Genomic DNA, 14,611 nt, shown 5'->3' on the forward strand with positions numbered 1-14,611 from the left:
GTAATACCATGACAGCCGATTCTAGCATCCCGCCGCAACGGCACGGGAAGAACGAGATACGGCGGTCACGTAAATTTTTTACATGACCGCCGTATTCCGGCTCACCGGACCGAACGTGCTGCTGTCAGCAGGAGTGCTTGATGCTCTCGCCGATGCTGACACCGACGCTGGCACCGGCAGTGGCACTGCCGGCGATCGACAGCGCGACCGTGACGGGGGTAGCCGGCGCCTGGCCAGCGGCCTGGATTTCCTCGGCGGACGCGTAGGAGACGTAGCCCTCGATCAGTTCGTCAGTCATGTCTTCTCCTTGTGATTGCTTTTAGGGCAGCGCCGGTGGTACCGGCACCGTGTGCTGAAGGTCAGAGGTCAGCAGTGAGCGCCGACGGTGGCGGCGCTGGCGGCCAGCGAGGTGGAGAACGCGCCGGAGATGGCGATGGTGACGGGGGTGGCCGGGGCCTCTCCCGTGGCGGTCACCAGTTCGTCGGCCTCGGCGTATGCGGCGTAGCCGGAGATGAGGTCCTGAGTCATGATCGTTTCCCCTCGTGTGTGAAAGTGTGTGGCAGCGGTAATCCCCGTTACTGGCCCTGCGGGCAGTGCGGCCGCACATCGCGAAGACAAGGAAATCGTCCGTGCGGCCACACTGCCTCACCGCATCCTCTGCGGTGTCCTGCCAGTCGGGGGAAACCGGCCGGGACATACGCTGCCATGCCCGTTCGGGTGTTCCAAGAGGCGCAAGAAACGGATAACTTTCCCTGCTTTCGCGCTCCGTCGCCTGTAATTCCGCCCCGCAGTCCCGGCAGGGCAAAGTTAAGAAAGTTCCGGCTCTGCCTCCTGGCCGCCCTGGTTGATACCGACCTTTTGCCCGACGTCGAGCAGGTTCTCCAGTCCGATCGGGTCGAAGTTCAGCACTTCCGGCAGGCTGCTGATCCCCGAGATCAGCGAGATGAATCCCAGTTCCGACTGTTCCGAGACCATCTTCGTGGCCGCGTTGGCCTTAGCCAGGTAGTCCTCCTTGTTCCGCTTCGGGTCGTAGAAGTAGCGGACGTAGGCCAGGATGTCCTTGGCTATCTGCCGGTAGACGTTCTCGAACTTCTCCATCGCGGGCGCTTCCGCTTCCGGAGAAGCCAGTGATGCCAAGAGAGCCTTTGCGGCCAGCCATGCCCCGGACGTGGCCAGCCAGACCCCCGACGAGAACAGCGGGTCGACGAACACCGCCGCGTCACCGATGGCCATCCATCCGCGTCCGTGAAAGGCGTCGGAGGCATAGGACCAGTCGCGGGCCGTACGAAGGCTCTCCTTGCGGACACCGTCCTTGAGGAGATCCTTCAGCACCTGAGTGGTGGACAGACGCTGCTCGAAGATCTCGGCGGGTGTCGAGTTCTTCATTACGGTCGCGTACACGTCGGTGTGCATGACCATGCCGACGCTCATCTCGAACTCGGAGACCGGAATGCTCCAGAACCATCCGTCGTCGAACGCTTCGACCATGATGTGGGAGTGCAGGTCTCCGGGCAGGGGCGCGAAGGGGCTGTAGTAGGACCAGACGGCGACCGAGTTCAGGTCGTCCGCACGCTGAACGGGTGTCAGTAGCCGGGCCAGGGCGCGGGCCTGACCGGAGGCGTCGATGGTGTAGCGGGCCGTGGTCGCGTGCTCCGTCCCCGATGCGTCGCGCCACTGCACGCCGGTGACCGTTCCTTCGCCGGTGCGCAACGCTGCGGTGAGAGTGGCGTCGTAGATGATCTCGGCACCGAGGTCTGCGGCACGGTTGGCGAGCAGGGCGTCGAATTCAGCGCGGCGCACGTGCCAGGAGTACTCGTAGGGGCCGGCGTCGCGGAACTTGGTGGACCACGGGGTGGGATCGTTGCCCCAGACCAGGGTGAGGCCGTACTTCCTGGGGAACCCCATGCTGTCGAGTTCTTCTCTCAGCCCCAGTTCCTCCATGACTGGGAGCATGCCGGTGATCAGCGATTCGCCGATGTGATAGCGGGGAAAGACCTCCTTCTCCAGCACGGTGACGCGGTGACCTTCGCGGGCCAGGAGTCCGGCCGCAACCGCGCCGGCCGGTCCGGCGCCGATGATGAGGACGTCGGTGTCTGTGGTACGGGTGGCCATGTCGCTGATCCTTCTTTCAGTGGGCCGGGATGACGGAGGTGACCGGTGAGCTGAGGTTGCGGGCGGGGTTGAGCGGGTCGATGGAAGCGTCGTTGAACATCGCCACGATGCGTCCCGTCCGGCTCTGGCCGTCCGTTGCCGTCGCGTGTGTCACCAGGGCCTCGGCGAGAACACGGCAGCGGTGCTGCCCGAAGCTGAGACCTTCGCGGCCGGGCCGCTTGTCGGCGGGTTCGAACGCCACGCCCACCGACGCGGTCAGGGCGTGGGTGAAGGCGGAGGTGCCCTCTGCGAGGTTTCCGCCGCTCTCCAGCAACTGGGCCAGTTCGCGCGCCGCGCTCCACGAGACGCGGGGCAGATAGACCACGACGGCGTCGGTACGCGGGTACAGGTCGCGGCTGGAGGACGCCTTGGCCTGCCAGGGGAGCCCGCGGTCCTCCAGGTAGGTGGCGGCCCGTGCCAGTAGTGCGGGGCCGTGGTCGGGGTCGGCCAAGTGGGCGTACAGGCGCAGCACTCCGCCGGTCCGGGTCGGCATGGGAGTCGTGCAGGAGGTGAGGAAGAAGAACCCCGGCGACAGGGACGGTCTGGCCCAGCTCAGTCGAAGATACGTTTTCTCGCCGTCGCGGGAGAGGCTGTCCGGGGCGACCGCGACACGGATCGAGTCGAGGACGACGATGGTGTGCTCGTCGCCCTCGTGAGCGACACTCACCTCACGGCGGCTGTTCCTGTCGCCCACCGTCTCATGGAAGGCGCGGTCGAACTCCGGGTCGGAGAAGGTGCGCGGGGTGAGCTCCTTGCCATGGTCCAGACGGGCGTGTGCGGACTTGTACAGGAGTGCGGCGAGCTCCGAGGCGACCTTCTGGGAGCTGCCGGTGAGAGGCTCCTCCTGCCAGAGGGCGCTGACGTCACCGTCGTCCGTCGCTGTGACGGTGACCTGGTCGGCCAGTCGGGCGACGGCCGGAGCGAGCTGGGCATCAAGCAGCATGGGCAGGGGTCCTTAGTCCGATGGTGTCCAAGAACTGCCGCGGGCTCAGGAGCAGGGAGCGTCCGATCCCCGCGGCGGCGCGGGGCACGGCCTCCAGGATCTGCTTCTGCCGGGCGATGGAGATCATCCGGTCGATCATGTGCCATCCGGCGTAGCGGGCGGCACGCACGGCGAGCTCCTCGTGGAGGGATGCGTCGAGGTCGACGCGTTCCAGGTACGCGGAGAAGAACGCCTGGGTACGGGGGGCGAAGCGGTCGACCTCCGCCGCTCCGGTGGCGACGATCTCCTGATGGGTGGGTACGTGTCCCACGACCCGTGACTCGTTGAGGACGGTGGGGATGCGGTTGACGGCGTGGTAGAGCCATTCCCCGGCGAAGGCGCCCAGGTCGCGGGCCGGATCGCCCAGACGGGACTCCTCGGCGTCGGTCAGGAACAGCTCGCCGCCGCTGATGAGGAACTGGTCCAGGCGCAGGTCGCCGTGGACCGGAACCCACTGGCCAAGGGTGGGGTTGTCGGCGGTCCTCATGGCGGTGACGGCCTCAAGGACATCCGGGTCGTTGTGAAGCAGTTTCCACATGTGCAGTTCGGCTCCCGACTGCCGCAGGTAGCCCGGCAGGGTCAGGGCGTTCATCGGGCCGAGGGGCGGCAGCGGATGGTCGGAGGTGTCGAAGCCGTCCGGGGCGAGGCGGTGGGTCTCGGCGATCAGACGGGCGGCCCTGACGCACCACTCGGTGTCGAAGTCCTGGTGGCCGTCCTGTGACTCGGTGAACAGTTCCAGCAGGGACTGCGGGTCGTCGAGGAGTTCGAAGACCACGGTCGCTGTCCGCTCGTCGTGCCCGAGGATCTTCGGGGTGGCGATACCGGCCCGCAGGGCGCATTCGGTGAAGGTGAGCGTGCGCTGCAGCCTCTCCTGGCGGCCGGTCGGATCGAATGTCTTGACGAATACGCGGTCGCCCCGGTCCGTGGTCCCCATCCAGGACTCGTTGCGCCCGAAAGGCGAGGTGACGGTGTCGGCCACAAACTTCCCGAGCCCCGTGCGCTCCAGAAGGGCGTTGACCTCAGGGTGCCGGCCGAGGTCGGCCGGCTCGAACCGTATGCGGTCGGAGCTTGATTGGCTGTCCATGGTCGCTGGACGCTAGGACCCCGCGACACGGGGTGGCAACGCGCAAACATGGCGATTGTTTGGCACGGCCCCCTAGTTTGTGCTGGTCAGCGGCGCCAGACGTGGGCCACCGCGGCAAGAAACCGTTGAATAGTGCACGCGGTTGTCCCTAGTCTCACGGCCCGTGACTGCTACAGACGACACGATCCGGCACGCGGCGCTGTCCAACGGGCTGCGTATCGTCGCGCAGCGTCTTCCCGGGCAGGGAGCCTTCGGCGTGGCGGTGAACTACCGCGCCGGATTCCGCAGCGAACCCGAGGGACGCTCGGGCATGGCACACCTCTTCGAGCACCTGATGTTCCAGGGCTCCACCACCATCGGCGCGGGCGGGCACTTCGGCTATGTCCAGCGGCTGGGCGGCACCGTGTCCGGCAACACCTTCACCGATGTCAGCGACTTCCACCAGCTGGTCCCGGCCGGATGCGAGCGGCGCGTCCTGGAGATGGAAGCCGACCGCATGCAGAACCTGATCATCGATCAGAACCGGCTGGACGTACAGCGCCGTGTTGTCCTGGAAGAGATCAACCTCAAGGTCAAGGGCAGCCCCTACGGCGGTTTTCCCTGGACGGTGCTGCCGCAGGCGATCTACTCGGCCTGGCCCAACGCCCACAACGGATACGGCGACGAAGCGGACCTGCTGGAGATCACCGTGCAGGAGTGCCGCGACTTCTACGCGGCCATGTACGCCCCGGGGAACGCCGTGGTCGCCGTCGCCGGCGATATCGACCCGGACCGGGTCGTCCAGGAGGCGGCGGAGATCTTCGGCGTGCTGGACGACCGGGGCAGTCCGAAACTGCCGCCGCTCGCGGAGGATCCGGACTCCCCCGCCTGCACTCGTCATCACCGTGACGTTCTGGCGCCGCGTCCGGCGCTGGCCCTCGGACGGCCCCTGCCCGCCCCGTCCGAGATCGACGCCTACGCCGGCTTCGTCGTGGCGTCGATGTGGCTGACCGGCAACGACCGCAGCCGGCTCCGGCGGTCCCTGGACAGCCGGGGCATCCCGTGCGCCTCGGTGTGCGGTTTGTTCGGCCCGTGGCTGGCCGTGGCGCCGGACACCTTCACCTTCGTCGCCCACCACGACCCGGGCCAACGGGACGCTGTCATCGAGGCGTTCGACGAGGCGTGCAGCCGCCTCGCCGCCACCGACAGCGACGGGATCGACCCGGCCAGGAGCCAGACCTACGTCTCCTTGCTGGCGCAGCAGGACTCCGCCCTGAACGAGGCCCGCGCCCTGGCCCGCTCCACTCTGCTGTTCGACGATCCCGGCCTGATCCACCGTGCCATGCTCGCCACCGCCACCGTGCCGGTCGCCCATGTCCACTTCGCCGCAGAGCAGCTGATGAGCCATCAGGGAAGAGGCTACGCAGAACTCACCACCGCAGGAGAAGCATGACCGGCACCCTCGTGGCCCAGCCCCATGTCCTTCAGAGCCGCTCCAGGAACGGCGCGGAGATCCACGTGGCGCCTCTGGCCACCACCCCTCTGGTGCGGGTCCATCTCGCATTGCGCATCGACACGCCGACCTTGCCCGACCTCGCCCGGGCCGAGGTGTTCCAGGCGCACTGGCTGACCACGGCGAAAGTCACCGCCCTGCAGCGGCTCGGCGGAACAGTGCAGGTCGCACGCAGCCAGCACTGGCTCAGCTTCGCCGCCATGGCACCGAGCACCCTGTTCCAAGAGACCATCGACACCGTGTGCTCGGCGGCCGCATCCGTGCAGACCAGCGACGACGAGCTGCGCCAGGCCACGGACAGGGCTCGCCGACAGGCACGCAGCACGGCCGCACGCCCCGCCGCCATCAGCACCGAACTCGTCACCCTGGCCGCCCTGGGACACGTGCCTCCCGCGCTGTCCACCCAGCTCACCGGCCCCATGTGGGACGCCCTCACCGCGCCGGACATCGTCTCCTTCGCACCTCGCCACAGCACGGGATCCCCGGCCCACTTGGTGATATGCGGAGACATACCGCCCGACCGGACCCTGGAACTGGCGTGCACCGCCATGGACCCGCTGCCCGCCGGAACCCACCGACCCACGCCTCTGTTTCCCGGACCGGTGAACGGGGACGGCGCACGCCAGGAACACACCCGGCCTGGCTGGTCCGTCGCGCATCTGCGCTACGCCTACAACGGTCTACACAGGAGCCACCCCCTCTTCCCCGCGTCGCTGTTGGCCACGGCCGCGCTCGGTTACTTCTCGGGCCGCATCAATAGCCGGGTCCGCGAACGACTCGGACTCGCCTACCGCACCGATGCCTCGGTCGGCCAGTACCTCGACCTCGACATGGTCTTCGTCGAGGCCGACGTCGCTCCCGACCACGCCGACACCGCGGACACGGAGATCACCTCGATCGTGGACAACTTCACCGAGCGGGGCATCGAAGACGCCGAGCTCGAGGACGTCACCTCCTTCGTCACCGGCCAGTACGCCCTCGCCCTGTCCTCCCAGACCGGCCTCGCCGCCTCCCTGTTGTCCTACGCGACCTCCGGGCTGGGCGTCCCCGAGATATCCGGCCTGCCCCGCGCGATCAGCGGGACCACGGCCGCACAGGTGACAGAAGCGGCACGTCTCGTCTACGGCCCGGGACCCGCTGCCCACGTCGTCGTCCGCCCGGCGATCCCCGAGGAAGGCTGAGCACGTTGAACCATCCCCCCATCGCCCTCGAGGGCGTCACCATGTCCTACGGGCACCAGCAGGTGCTCAAGGGGCTGGACCTGACCGTCTTGGAAGGCCAGTTGTTCGTGCTGCTCGGCCCCAACGGGGCGGGCAAGACCACCACCATCGAGATCATGGAAGGCTACGTCAAGCCGACCTCGGGAACCGTTCGCGTCCTGGGCAGCAACCCGCTCACCGCGGACGACGCCTGGCGCGACAAGGTCGGCATCGTCATGCAGTCCTGGGCCGACCACGCCACCTGGCGGCTGGACACCCTGCTGAACGACATCGCCGCCTACTACAGCAACCCCTACCCCACGACCGAGCTGCTGGAGCTGGTTGGGCTTGAGCAACAGCGCCGCCGCAGGCTCAACCAGCTCTCCGGCGGGCAGCGCCGCCGCATGGACGTCGCCCTCGGCCTCATCGGTCACCCACGGGTGCTGTTCCTCGACGAACCGACCGCCGGCTTCGACCCCGAGGCCCGCGCCGACTTCCAGAAAATGATCACCGGGCTGAAGAGCCAGGGCGTGACCATCCTGCTCACCACACACGACCTGACCGAAGCCGAACGCCTCGCCGACCGCATCGGCATCCTGCTGGGCGGCGTCATCCACATCGACTCCACCCCCGATCAGCTCGTCACCGCGATCGGACAGCGCACCCAGGTGTCCTGGACCGCCCCCGACGGGACCAAGCAAGTGGAACTGACCGACGACCCGGACACCTTCGTCCACGAGTTGATGACCGCCCACGGCGGCCCGCTGACCGGGCTGCGCATCGACCGGCCGTCCCTGGAAGAGATCTACATGAGCATCGTGGAGGCCGCCCGGTGACCATCACCCGTCTGGCATGGAACAAGGCCGCCGTCGACCTGAGGATGACGTTCACCTCGCCCAAGGACCTCTTCAACATCTTCGTCTTCGTCATCCTGATGCTCGCGGCCGGATTCGCTCAGTGGAATCACCGCACCATCGTGCTCCTCGGCGGAATGAGCCTCATGCCGGCCGTCGGCGCGATGCTGTCCATCCCGTCCCTGATCGCCCTGGAGAAGACCGACGGAACGATCCTGCGGCGCAAGAACATCCCCCGGGGCATCCCCGCCTACGTCGCGGCCAGAATCATCTACAGCACCGTGACCTCGTTCGTGTCCATGCTGCCCCTGCTGATCGTGGTCTTCGCCACCGGTGCGGATCTCCCCGCCGGCGTCTGGGACGTCGTCCTCGCCGTGATCGTCATCATGACCGGTGGCGCCGCACTGGTCCCCCTGGGCATCGCCATCGGCGCGCTCCTGCCCAACCCTCGCGAAGCGGTCGCGATGGTCTCCTTCCCGTTCATGATGATCGCTGGGATCTCAGGGGTCCTCACCCCCAACCAGGGCCTTCCGAACTGGCTGAACTACATCGCCGACATCTTCCCCCTCGCCTGGATGACCCGTGGCACGCGCGACGCCTTCGCCGGGCACCTGCACACTTTCCCTGCGTGGATCTTCGTCCTCGTGTGCGCCGTGTGGCTGGCCGCCGGATCGCTGTTGGCCGTCCCCCTGATGCGCACCATGGTCCGCAAGCAGACCGGCGCCTCTCTGATCAGGCGCAAGGACAAGGCGACCGTCGCCTGACCGCCTCCCTTTCCGTCCGCACCACGAACACAAGGGACACCGCTGTGCCGAAAACGACCCTTATATACCCATTGCAGTCCGCCGACGTGGGCCCCATGGCCGCCTACGGACGACTCGCCGAACGCTTCGGCATCCGGCTGTGGTGCGGACAGTCCATGCAGATCGAAACCCACGCCCTGTTCGCCGCCCTCACCGGGATGGGCGTCCAGGTCAGCTTCGGCACCTCCGTCGTCCTCACCCCCCTGCGCCACCCTTACCACGCCGCCGTCGAGGCCCGCAGTATCGCCGCGCTGTCCGGACAGCCCTTCACTGCCGGTTTCGGCCCCAGCGGAACAAGCTTCCAGACCAACATCTACGGCGCCAGACTCGACAAGCCGGTCGCCCACACCGCCGACTTCGTCACCAAGGTCAGAGCACTCCTGGACGGCACGCCCGTCGCCATGGCACCGGGCGGACCCGAGATGGAGCTCCTGCCCCTGGACGACACCCCCGACATCGAGGTCGGCATGGGCGTCCTGCGCCCCGCGATGGCACGGGCAGCCGGCCGCCACTCCGACGCCGCGATCACCTGGCTCACCCCGCCCGGTCTCCTCTCGGACCACCTCGTGCCCGCCGCCGACGAAGCCGCTCGCGAAGCGGACCGCAAAGCGCCGCGGTTCGTCACCGTGGTGCAGGTCGCCGTCACCCGCCCCGGACGCGACATGGACCTCGTCGCCTACAACGGCACCCACCAGCACCTCTCGCTGCCCCACTACGTCGACATGCTCCAGCGCTCCGGTCTGCCTGTCGTGCACGGCGACCCCACCACCTCGGCCCGGACCCTTCTCGACGCAGGCGTCATCGTCACCGGCACCCCCGACGAGATCGCCGAAAAGCTCACCGTCTGGCACGACGCCGGGGCCGACGAAATCATCCTCAACACGTCCGGCGTCCTCATCACCGCGGGCCTGGGCGAAGCCCTCCGCGACACCACCGACATCCTCACCGCCGTGGCGGAACAGGCCGCCGGATGAGTACCCCGGCACCGGAGTTCACCGGCGAACGGCTCATCGTCATGGCCACCGGCGGCATCCAGACCACCCTCCTTCCCACCTGGCTGGACTGGTTGCGCACCCACTACCCCGCCACTCAGGTCCGCTGCGTGCTGACCCCCTCGGCCCTGCGGTTCACCACGCCCCTCGCCTGCTCGGTGTTCAGTGGCGGACGACCGCCGTTCACCGACACGTGGGATCAGGACATCGACCATGCCGTGCATGTGGAACTGGCCGAATGGAGCGACGGCATCATCGTCCACCCCGCCACGTTCCACACCGTCGCGCGCCTCGCCCTGGGCATCACCGACACCCCGATGACGCTGGCCCTGCAGTGCACGTCCGCCCCTGTCGTCATCTGCCCCGCGCTGCCGCCCGGCGGAGCTGACAGCCACGCCTACCGCTCGCACGCCGCCACCCTTGCCGAACGCTCGTACACCACCGTGTTGTCCCCGACCCAAGGAGTCAGCGCGGCCACGGGCCAGACCCAGATCGGCACCGCAGCGTTCTTCCCCCACGCCCTCACCGCGCTCCAGGACCTCAAGGAGACCCTGTGACGAACGGCGAAACGGTCGCCCAGTTCACCACCGGGATGGCCCAGACCACGGTGACCCGAACCGCCAAAGGGTTCCTCTGGGCACGCCGCCCCGGAAAGGACGTACGCACCGATCCCCACCACCAACCCGGCCCAGTACCCGAGGACTTCACCCACCGTGCGTCCGCTGCCTCCAGCGACCACTTCACGTTCGCCGTCCCCGGCACTTGGAACAGCGGCGCCTACGCCTGGAACGCCCCCGGCCAACGCAGCGCGGCACAGACCCTGTTGGACGGCACATCGCACGATCCCGACGCTTCGGCCCGGATCGCTCACACCTACGGTCGGCACCTCAAGACCTTTCACAGCACCGGCATCACCGCCGGCACCACCTACTCCGCCCCGCGCTACCCCACTCGGCTCGCCACCTGGATACGCACAGCGGGCGGAACCCGCGCGGCCCCCGCCTTCCACGGCATCCTGCGAGACGGTCTCGGCACACAACGCTGGAGCAAGCTCACCAGCTACACCCACGAGGCGACATCCCGGTCGGGACACCTGACCGTCGTCATCGGATGGGCAACCCTGGGAAGCCTCATCACCGCCGACGGCTCCGACGTCACACAACCTGTGGCCCTGCTCTGCGGCCCCGAAGGCGCCCTCGCCGCACCAGAAATCGACGTCGGCTGCGTCCTGGGCGAACTCCACGAGATCGCCGCGTCCCTCACCGCCCGCGCCATGCCCAGCCAGCCGGTCACCGCATGGCGCGACGCGCTGCTGAGCGGCTACGGAACACCACTGGACACCGCCAGAACAGCACGGACAGCCGTCGTCCGGATCGCCACCCACGCCCACGACTTCGCTGCGTACGTGGGATTCCACACCGAACTCCACACCTACGTCGGCATGCTCGCCGACCTGCTGGACAACGAGGGAACGCAGACCACAGCCCAGGAGACCTGATGAGCCAGACCGCCGAGATACGGCTGCTCAAAGAAATCACCCGCCATCCCGCGGCGCTGACCATATCCCTACTCACCGGCCTGCTCTCGACTGCCGGATCCCTAGCCGTGCCCCTGATCACCCGCCAGGTCATCGCCGACGTGTCCGCCGGACGCTCAGTGAACTGGCTCGTAATCGGAGCCTTCGCCATCGCCCTGGCATCGGCCGCGGCCCAGGGTGGATCGGCCTATCTGCTCGCCCGCATCGGCTCTCACATGGTCTACCGCATACGCGTGGCCGTCATGAGCCACATCCTGCGCCTGCCCGTCCAGCACATCAAAGCCGAAGGAGCCGGAGCCCTCACCTCTCGAATCACCTCTGACGCGCTCATGCTGCGCCAGGTCATCGACGTCGGTCTTGCGCAGATGCCAGCCTCCGCACTGCTGGTGGCCGCCTCGATCGCCGCAATGGCCTGGCTGAACTGGCTGCTGACCCTCGTTTCGGCCGGTGTGTTCGCCTTGGTCGGGATAGCCATCGTATTCATGTTCAAGTGGATCAAAGCCAACGCGATCGAACAGCAGACGGCGCTCGGAAGCATCGCCGGACGCTTCTCCTCCCACCTCGACGCCATCACCACCATCAAGGCGTCGAGCGCCGAGGACACTGTCGAAGAGGACCTGTCCCGCGAAGCGGACCGCGTACGGCGCATCGGCCTGACCGGCGACGTCCTGCAAGCGGCGATTCTGCCCGTCCTCGCCGGCGGGCAGCAGGTCGCATTGCTTGCCATCATCCTCGTCGGAAGCGTCCAGATGTCCCACGGCACACTGAGCGTCGCCTCCTTCTCCGCCTTCGTCCTCTACCTGCTGCAACTGGCTGCCCCGGTCATGCTCCTGTTCACCGGATTCGGACGGCTGCGCATCGGACAGGCCGTCAAGGACCGCTTCAACGTCCTGCTCGCCACACCGCGCGAACAGGACGGCCGGCAACCGGCGACGCGCCTCCCCGAAACCCGCGACAACACCGGCATCGTGTTCGACAAGGTCTCCTACGGCTATCCGGGCACTGAGCAACAGGCCATCACCGATCTGTCGTTCTTCGTACCGCGTCATGGCCTGACAACCTTGGTCGGCCCGTCCGGCGCGGGCAAGAGCACCGTGCTGTCCCTGATAGAGCGCTTCGCCACCGCCCAACAGGGGCACATCTACATACTCGGCACCGACATCCACGCCTGGTCACTCCACGACCTCCGCCGGAACATCACCTATGTCGACCAGGCGTTCACGCTCCTGCAGGCGAGCGTCCGCCAGAACCTGTCCGTCCAGCGCAAAGAGCCCATCGCCGACGCTGAACTGTGGGACGCACTCGGATCCGTGGGCCTGACGGCCGCCGTCGCAGCGCTCCCCGAGCAACTAGACACGGTCATCGGCGCGGAAACAGACCTTTCAGGAGGCCAGCGCCAGCGTCTCGCGCTCGCGCGAGCCCTGCTCTCGGACACCGAGCTGGTCATCCTGGACGAACCCACCAGCCAGCTCGACGGAATCAACGAAGACCGCTTCCGCTCCATCATCGAGGACCTGGCCCGCACAAGGGCGGTCCTCGTAGTGGCCCACCGCCTGTCCACCGTCCGCAGCGCCAGACACGTGATCATGCTGGACGAGGGTGGCCTGGTGAAGGAAGGCCCTCATGACGTCCTGCTGGAGAACTGCGAACCGTACCGAGAACTGCACGCGGCACAGACTCTGACGTAACGGAAATCTCCCCCTGACAGCGAGGGGGCTTTCCTGTGCTTCCGGCCTCCGGTCCTGATTGCGGACCCATCGATCGGAGGGACCGAACTTCACGACCGAAGAGAACTCGTACGAAGGATGCTCTGTGACCAGTGATCAGGTAGTCATGCTACTGATCGACACCGCTCTGATCATCCTGCTCGCCAGGGCCCTCGGCGCCGTGGCACACCGACTCGGCCAGCCCCCAGTCGTGGGTGAGGTACTCGCAGGGATCCTTGTGGGCCCGACGTTGTTCCACGGCGCCGTGGCCGACCACCTCTTTCCGGTTGAGGTACGGCCCTCTCTGAACGCACTGGCCACGGTCGGCGTCGCGGTGTTCATGTTCTTCGTCGGGCTCGAACTCGACGGTGCGCTGGTCCGAGGCAAAGGCCGCGCGGTCGTCACGGTGTCGCTCAGCTCGATCACGTTGCCGTTCTGCCTCGGCGTCGCGCTGGCCCTCTATCTGGCCACCCGTCACACCGTCCCGAACCGCCTTGGCTTCGTGCTGTTCATCGGCGCTGCCGTATCGGTGACCGCCTTCCCGGTGCTGGCGCGAATTCTGGCCGACCGGAGCCTCCTCCGCACCCAATTCGGCGGGCTCGCGCTCGCCTGCGCAGCAGTCGGCGACGTGCTGGCCTGGGTCATACTCGCCGTCGTCGTGGCCCTCACCGATTCTGGTCACGGCGGCCAGTTCCGCATGCTCTTGCTGATCCCTTATGTGGCGTTGATGCTGTTCCTGGTCAGACCGCTGCTGCATCGGCTGGGAACCACCCAGGAGAGTACGGCGACGCTGACCCTCGGAGCCATCGGTACCGTGCTCGCCGGACTGCTGCTGTCCGCGAGCCTGACCGAGTGGATGGGCCTGCATTTCATCTTCGGGGCGTTCCTGTTTGGCGCGGTCATGCCGAAGGAGGGGGCCGAGCGACTGCACGAAGCACTGACGCAGCAGATCGGCCGTGTGTCGGCCGTGCTATTGCTCCCGGTGTTCTTCGTGATCGCCGGCCTCAAAGTAGATCTGTCCGACCTGGACGCCTCTGGGCTGGGAGACCTCGCCCTGATCCTGGTCGCGGCAATCGGCGGGAAGTTCGCCGGCGTGTTCTCCGGCGCGAGAATCAGCGGGGTGGACAAGCGGGAGTCGGCTGCTCTCGCCACCCTCATGAACACGCGGGGACTGACCGAGCTGATCGTTCTCAGCGTCGGCCAACAACTCGGTGTGCTAGACGGCAAACTGTATTCGCTGATGGTCGCGATGGCCGTTCTGACCACCGTCATGACCGGTCCTCTGCTGCGGCTGATCTGGCCCGCACCCGATCGGCGACGTGGCTTCGACTCCGCGGCCGTGCACTCAACCGTGCCTGAACCCGCCGCCCTTGCGGTGGAGCGTCTGAACCGCTCGTAAGAGAGCCGACGATAGACATTCACACCGGGACATGTCAGGGGCGTCGTTCGAGGACAGGCTCGGGCGATTGTTCTCGAGCAGCACGGGGCATTGCAGTTCTCTTCGGCTCCTCCCGTTCAGCCAGAGCGAAGTCTTGAGCGCAGTGCCGGTTCCCCAGATGCCGCCGTTCAGGCACACACCGGGCGCCGGACCTGTGGGTCTACAAGGAGGACCGCAAGCCCTCCAGGACACGGGAGAGCAGGGTCGTATCCGGCTCGCCGGCCTCGACTGCGGCTCGTCCGTCGGCGTGCCACTTCCCTAGTCGTTGGTGCCAGGCGGCCTCGGCGCACACGACCTCGGTGCGGATGTCTGCGAGGGCCAGATCGGTTTCCGTGCGCAGCCGTACGAGGTCGGCGGGTGTCAGGCGCAGGGT

The 14,611-nt window shown here is 67.2% G+C and carries 14 protein-coding genes; 9 read left to right on the plus strand and 5 right to left on the minus strand.

Going from position 1 to position 14,611, the window contains the following annotated elements; all coding sequences use genetic code 11:
• Positions 1-124 precede the first annotated feature (124 nt).
• The 5 genes from OOK07_RS20175 to lxmK all read right to left on the minus strand — a co-directional run bounded on the left by OOK07_RS20175 (position 125) and on the right by lxmK (position 4,217).
• A complete protein-coding gene (locus OOK07_RS20175; RefSeq protein ID WP_266797766.1) occupies positions 125-298 on the minus strand; it encodes an LxmA leader domain family RiPP in 174 nt (57 codons plus the stop codon).
• A gap of 68 nt (positions 299-366) precedes the next feature.
• Positions 367-528, minus strand: coding sequence for an LxmA leader domain family RiPP (locus OOK07_RS20180; RefSeq protein ID WP_266797768.1), 162 nt, complete (start codon positions 526-528; stop codon positions 367-369).
• Positions 529-807: 279 nt separating this feature from the next.
• Positions 808-2,112 carry an NAD(P)/FAD-dependent oxidoreductase gene (locus tag OOK07_RS20185; RefSeq protein ID WP_266797769.1) on the minus strand — a complete coding sequence of 435 codons (1,305 nt, stop codon included), beginning with the start codon at positions 2,110-2,112 and terminating at the stop codon, positions 808-810.
• Positions 2,113-2,128: 16 nt separating this feature from the next.
• Positions 2,129-3,094, minus strand: a complete 966-nt coding sequence (locus tag OOK07_RS20190) for a T3SS effector HopA1 family protein (protein ID WP_266797771.1) — start codon at positions 3,092-3,094, stop codon at positions 2,129-2,131.
• On the minus strand, positions 3,084-4,217 hold the full coding sequence (lxmK, locus tag OOK07_RS20195; RefSeq protein ID WP_266797773.1) for a class V lanthionine synthetase subunit LxmK: 1,134 nt from the start codon (positions 4,215-4,217) through the stop codon (positions 3,084-3,086). The genes OOK07_RS20190 and lxmK overlap by 11 nt, the downstream gene beginning before the upstream one ends.
• A 163-nt stretch (positions 4,218-4,380) precedes the next feature.
• Here lxmK and OOK07_RS20200 point away from each other — a divergent pair, with 163 nt between their 5' ends.
• The 9 genes from OOK07_RS20200 to OOK07_RS20240 all read left to right on the plus strand — a co-directional run bounded on the left by OOK07_RS20200 (position 4,381) and on the right by OOK07_RS20240 (position 14,199).
• Positions 4,381-5,649: a M16 family metallopeptidase gene (locus OOK07_RS20200; RefSeq protein WP_266797774.1), complete on the plus strand. Its 1,269-nt coding sequence runs from the start codon at positions 4,381-4,383 to the stop codon at positions 5,647-5,649.
• On the plus strand, positions 5,646-6,890 hold the full coding sequence (locus OOK07_RS20205; RefSeq protein ID WP_266797776.1) for a M16 family metallopeptidase: 1,245 nt from the start codon (positions 5,646-5,648) through the stop codon (positions 6,888-6,890). Before OOK07_RS20200 ends, OOK07_RS20205 begins: the two co-directional genes overlap by 4 nt.
• Positions 6,891-6,895: 5 nt before the next feature.
• Positions 6,896-7,744 (plus strand): ABC transporter ATP-binding protein, encoded by an 849-nt coding sequence (locus OOK07_RS20210; RefSeq protein ID WP_266797778.1) that lies wholly within the window; start codon positions 6,896-6,898, stop codon positions 7,742-7,744.
• Positions 7,741-8,526: an ABC transporter permease gene (locus tag OOK07_RS20215; RefSeq protein ID WP_266797779.1), complete on the plus strand. Its 786-nt coding sequence runs from the start codon at positions 7,741-7,743 to the stop codon at positions 8,524-8,526. Before OOK07_RS20210 ends, OOK07_RS20215 begins: the two co-directional genes overlap by 4 nt.
• A gap of 71 nt (positions 8,527-8,597) precedes the next feature.
• Complete coding sequence (locus tag OOK07_RS20220; RefSeq protein WP_266797781.1) at positions 8,598-9,539, plus strand: LLM class flavin-dependent oxidoreductase; 942 nt, start codon at positions 8,598-8,600, stop codon at positions 9,537-9,539.
• Positions 9,536-10,114, plus strand: a complete 579-nt coding sequence (locus OOK07_RS20225) for a flavoprotein (protein ID WP_266797783.1) — start codon at positions 9,536-9,538, stop codon at positions 10,112-10,114. Before OOK07_RS20220 ends, OOK07_RS20225 begins: the two co-directional genes overlap by 4 nt.
• Entirely contained in the window at positions 10,111-11,055 is a 945-nt protein-coding gene (locus OOK07_RS20230; RefSeq protein ID WP_266797785.1) for a hypothetical protein, read from the plus strand. The genes OOK07_RS20225 and OOK07_RS20230 overlap by 4 nt, the downstream gene beginning before the upstream one ends.
• Positions 11,055-12,782: an ABC transporter ATP-binding protein gene (locus OOK07_RS20235; protein WP_266797786.1), complete on the plus strand. Its 1,728-nt coding sequence runs from the start codon at positions 11,055-11,057 to the stop codon at positions 12,780-12,782. Before OOK07_RS20230 ends, OOK07_RS20235 begins: the two co-directional genes overlap by 1 nt.
• A gap of 124 nt (positions 12,783-12,906) precedes the next feature.
• Entirely contained in the window at positions 12,907-14,199 is a 1,293-nt protein-coding gene (locus tag OOK07_RS20240; RefSeq protein ID WP_266797788.1) for a cation:proton antiporter, read from the plus strand.
• Positions 14,200-14,611 lie beyond the last annotated feature (412 nt).

Origin of the sequence: Streptomyces sp. NBC_00078 (assembly GCF_026343335.1) — a bacterium.
GTDB lineage: Bacteria > Actinomycetota > Actinomycetes > Streptomycetales > Streptomycetaceae > Streptomyces.

Excerpts from the sequence above, each read along its gene's own strand:
- OOK07_RS20175 (WP_266797766.1), bottom strand. The coding sequence starts at position 298 with ATGACTGACGAACTGATCGAGGGCTACGTCTCCTACGCGTCCGCCGAG.
- OOK07_RS20180 (WP_266797768.1), bottom strand. The coding sequence starts at position 528 with ATGACTCAGGACCTCATCTCCGGCTACGCCGCATACGCCGAGGCCGAC.
- OOK07_RS20185 (WP_266797769.1), bottom strand. The coding sequence starts at position 2,112 with ATGGCCACCCGTACCACAGACACCGACGTCCTCATCATCGGCGCCGGA.
- OOK07_RS20190 (WP_266797771.1), bottom strand. The coding sequence starts at position 3,094 with ATGCTGCTTGATGCCCAGCTCGCTCCGGCCGTCGCCCGACTGGCCGAC.
- lxmK (WP_266797773.1), bottom strand. The coding sequence starts at position 4,217 with ATGGACAGCCAATCAAGCTCCGACCGCATACGGTTCGAGCCGGCCGAC.
- OOK07_RS20205 (WP_266797776.1), top strand. The coding sequence starts at position 5,646 with ATGACCGGCACCCTCGTGGCCCAGCCCCATGTCCTTCAGAGCCGCTCC.
- OOK07_RS20225 (WP_266797783.1), top strand. The coding sequence starts at position 9,536 with ATGAGTACCCCGGCACCGGAGTTCACCGGCGAACGGCTCATCGTCATG.
- OOK07_RS20235 (WP_266797786.1), top strand. The coding sequence starts at position 11,055 with ATGAGCCAGACCGCCGAGATACGGCTGCTCAAAGAAATCACCCGCCAT.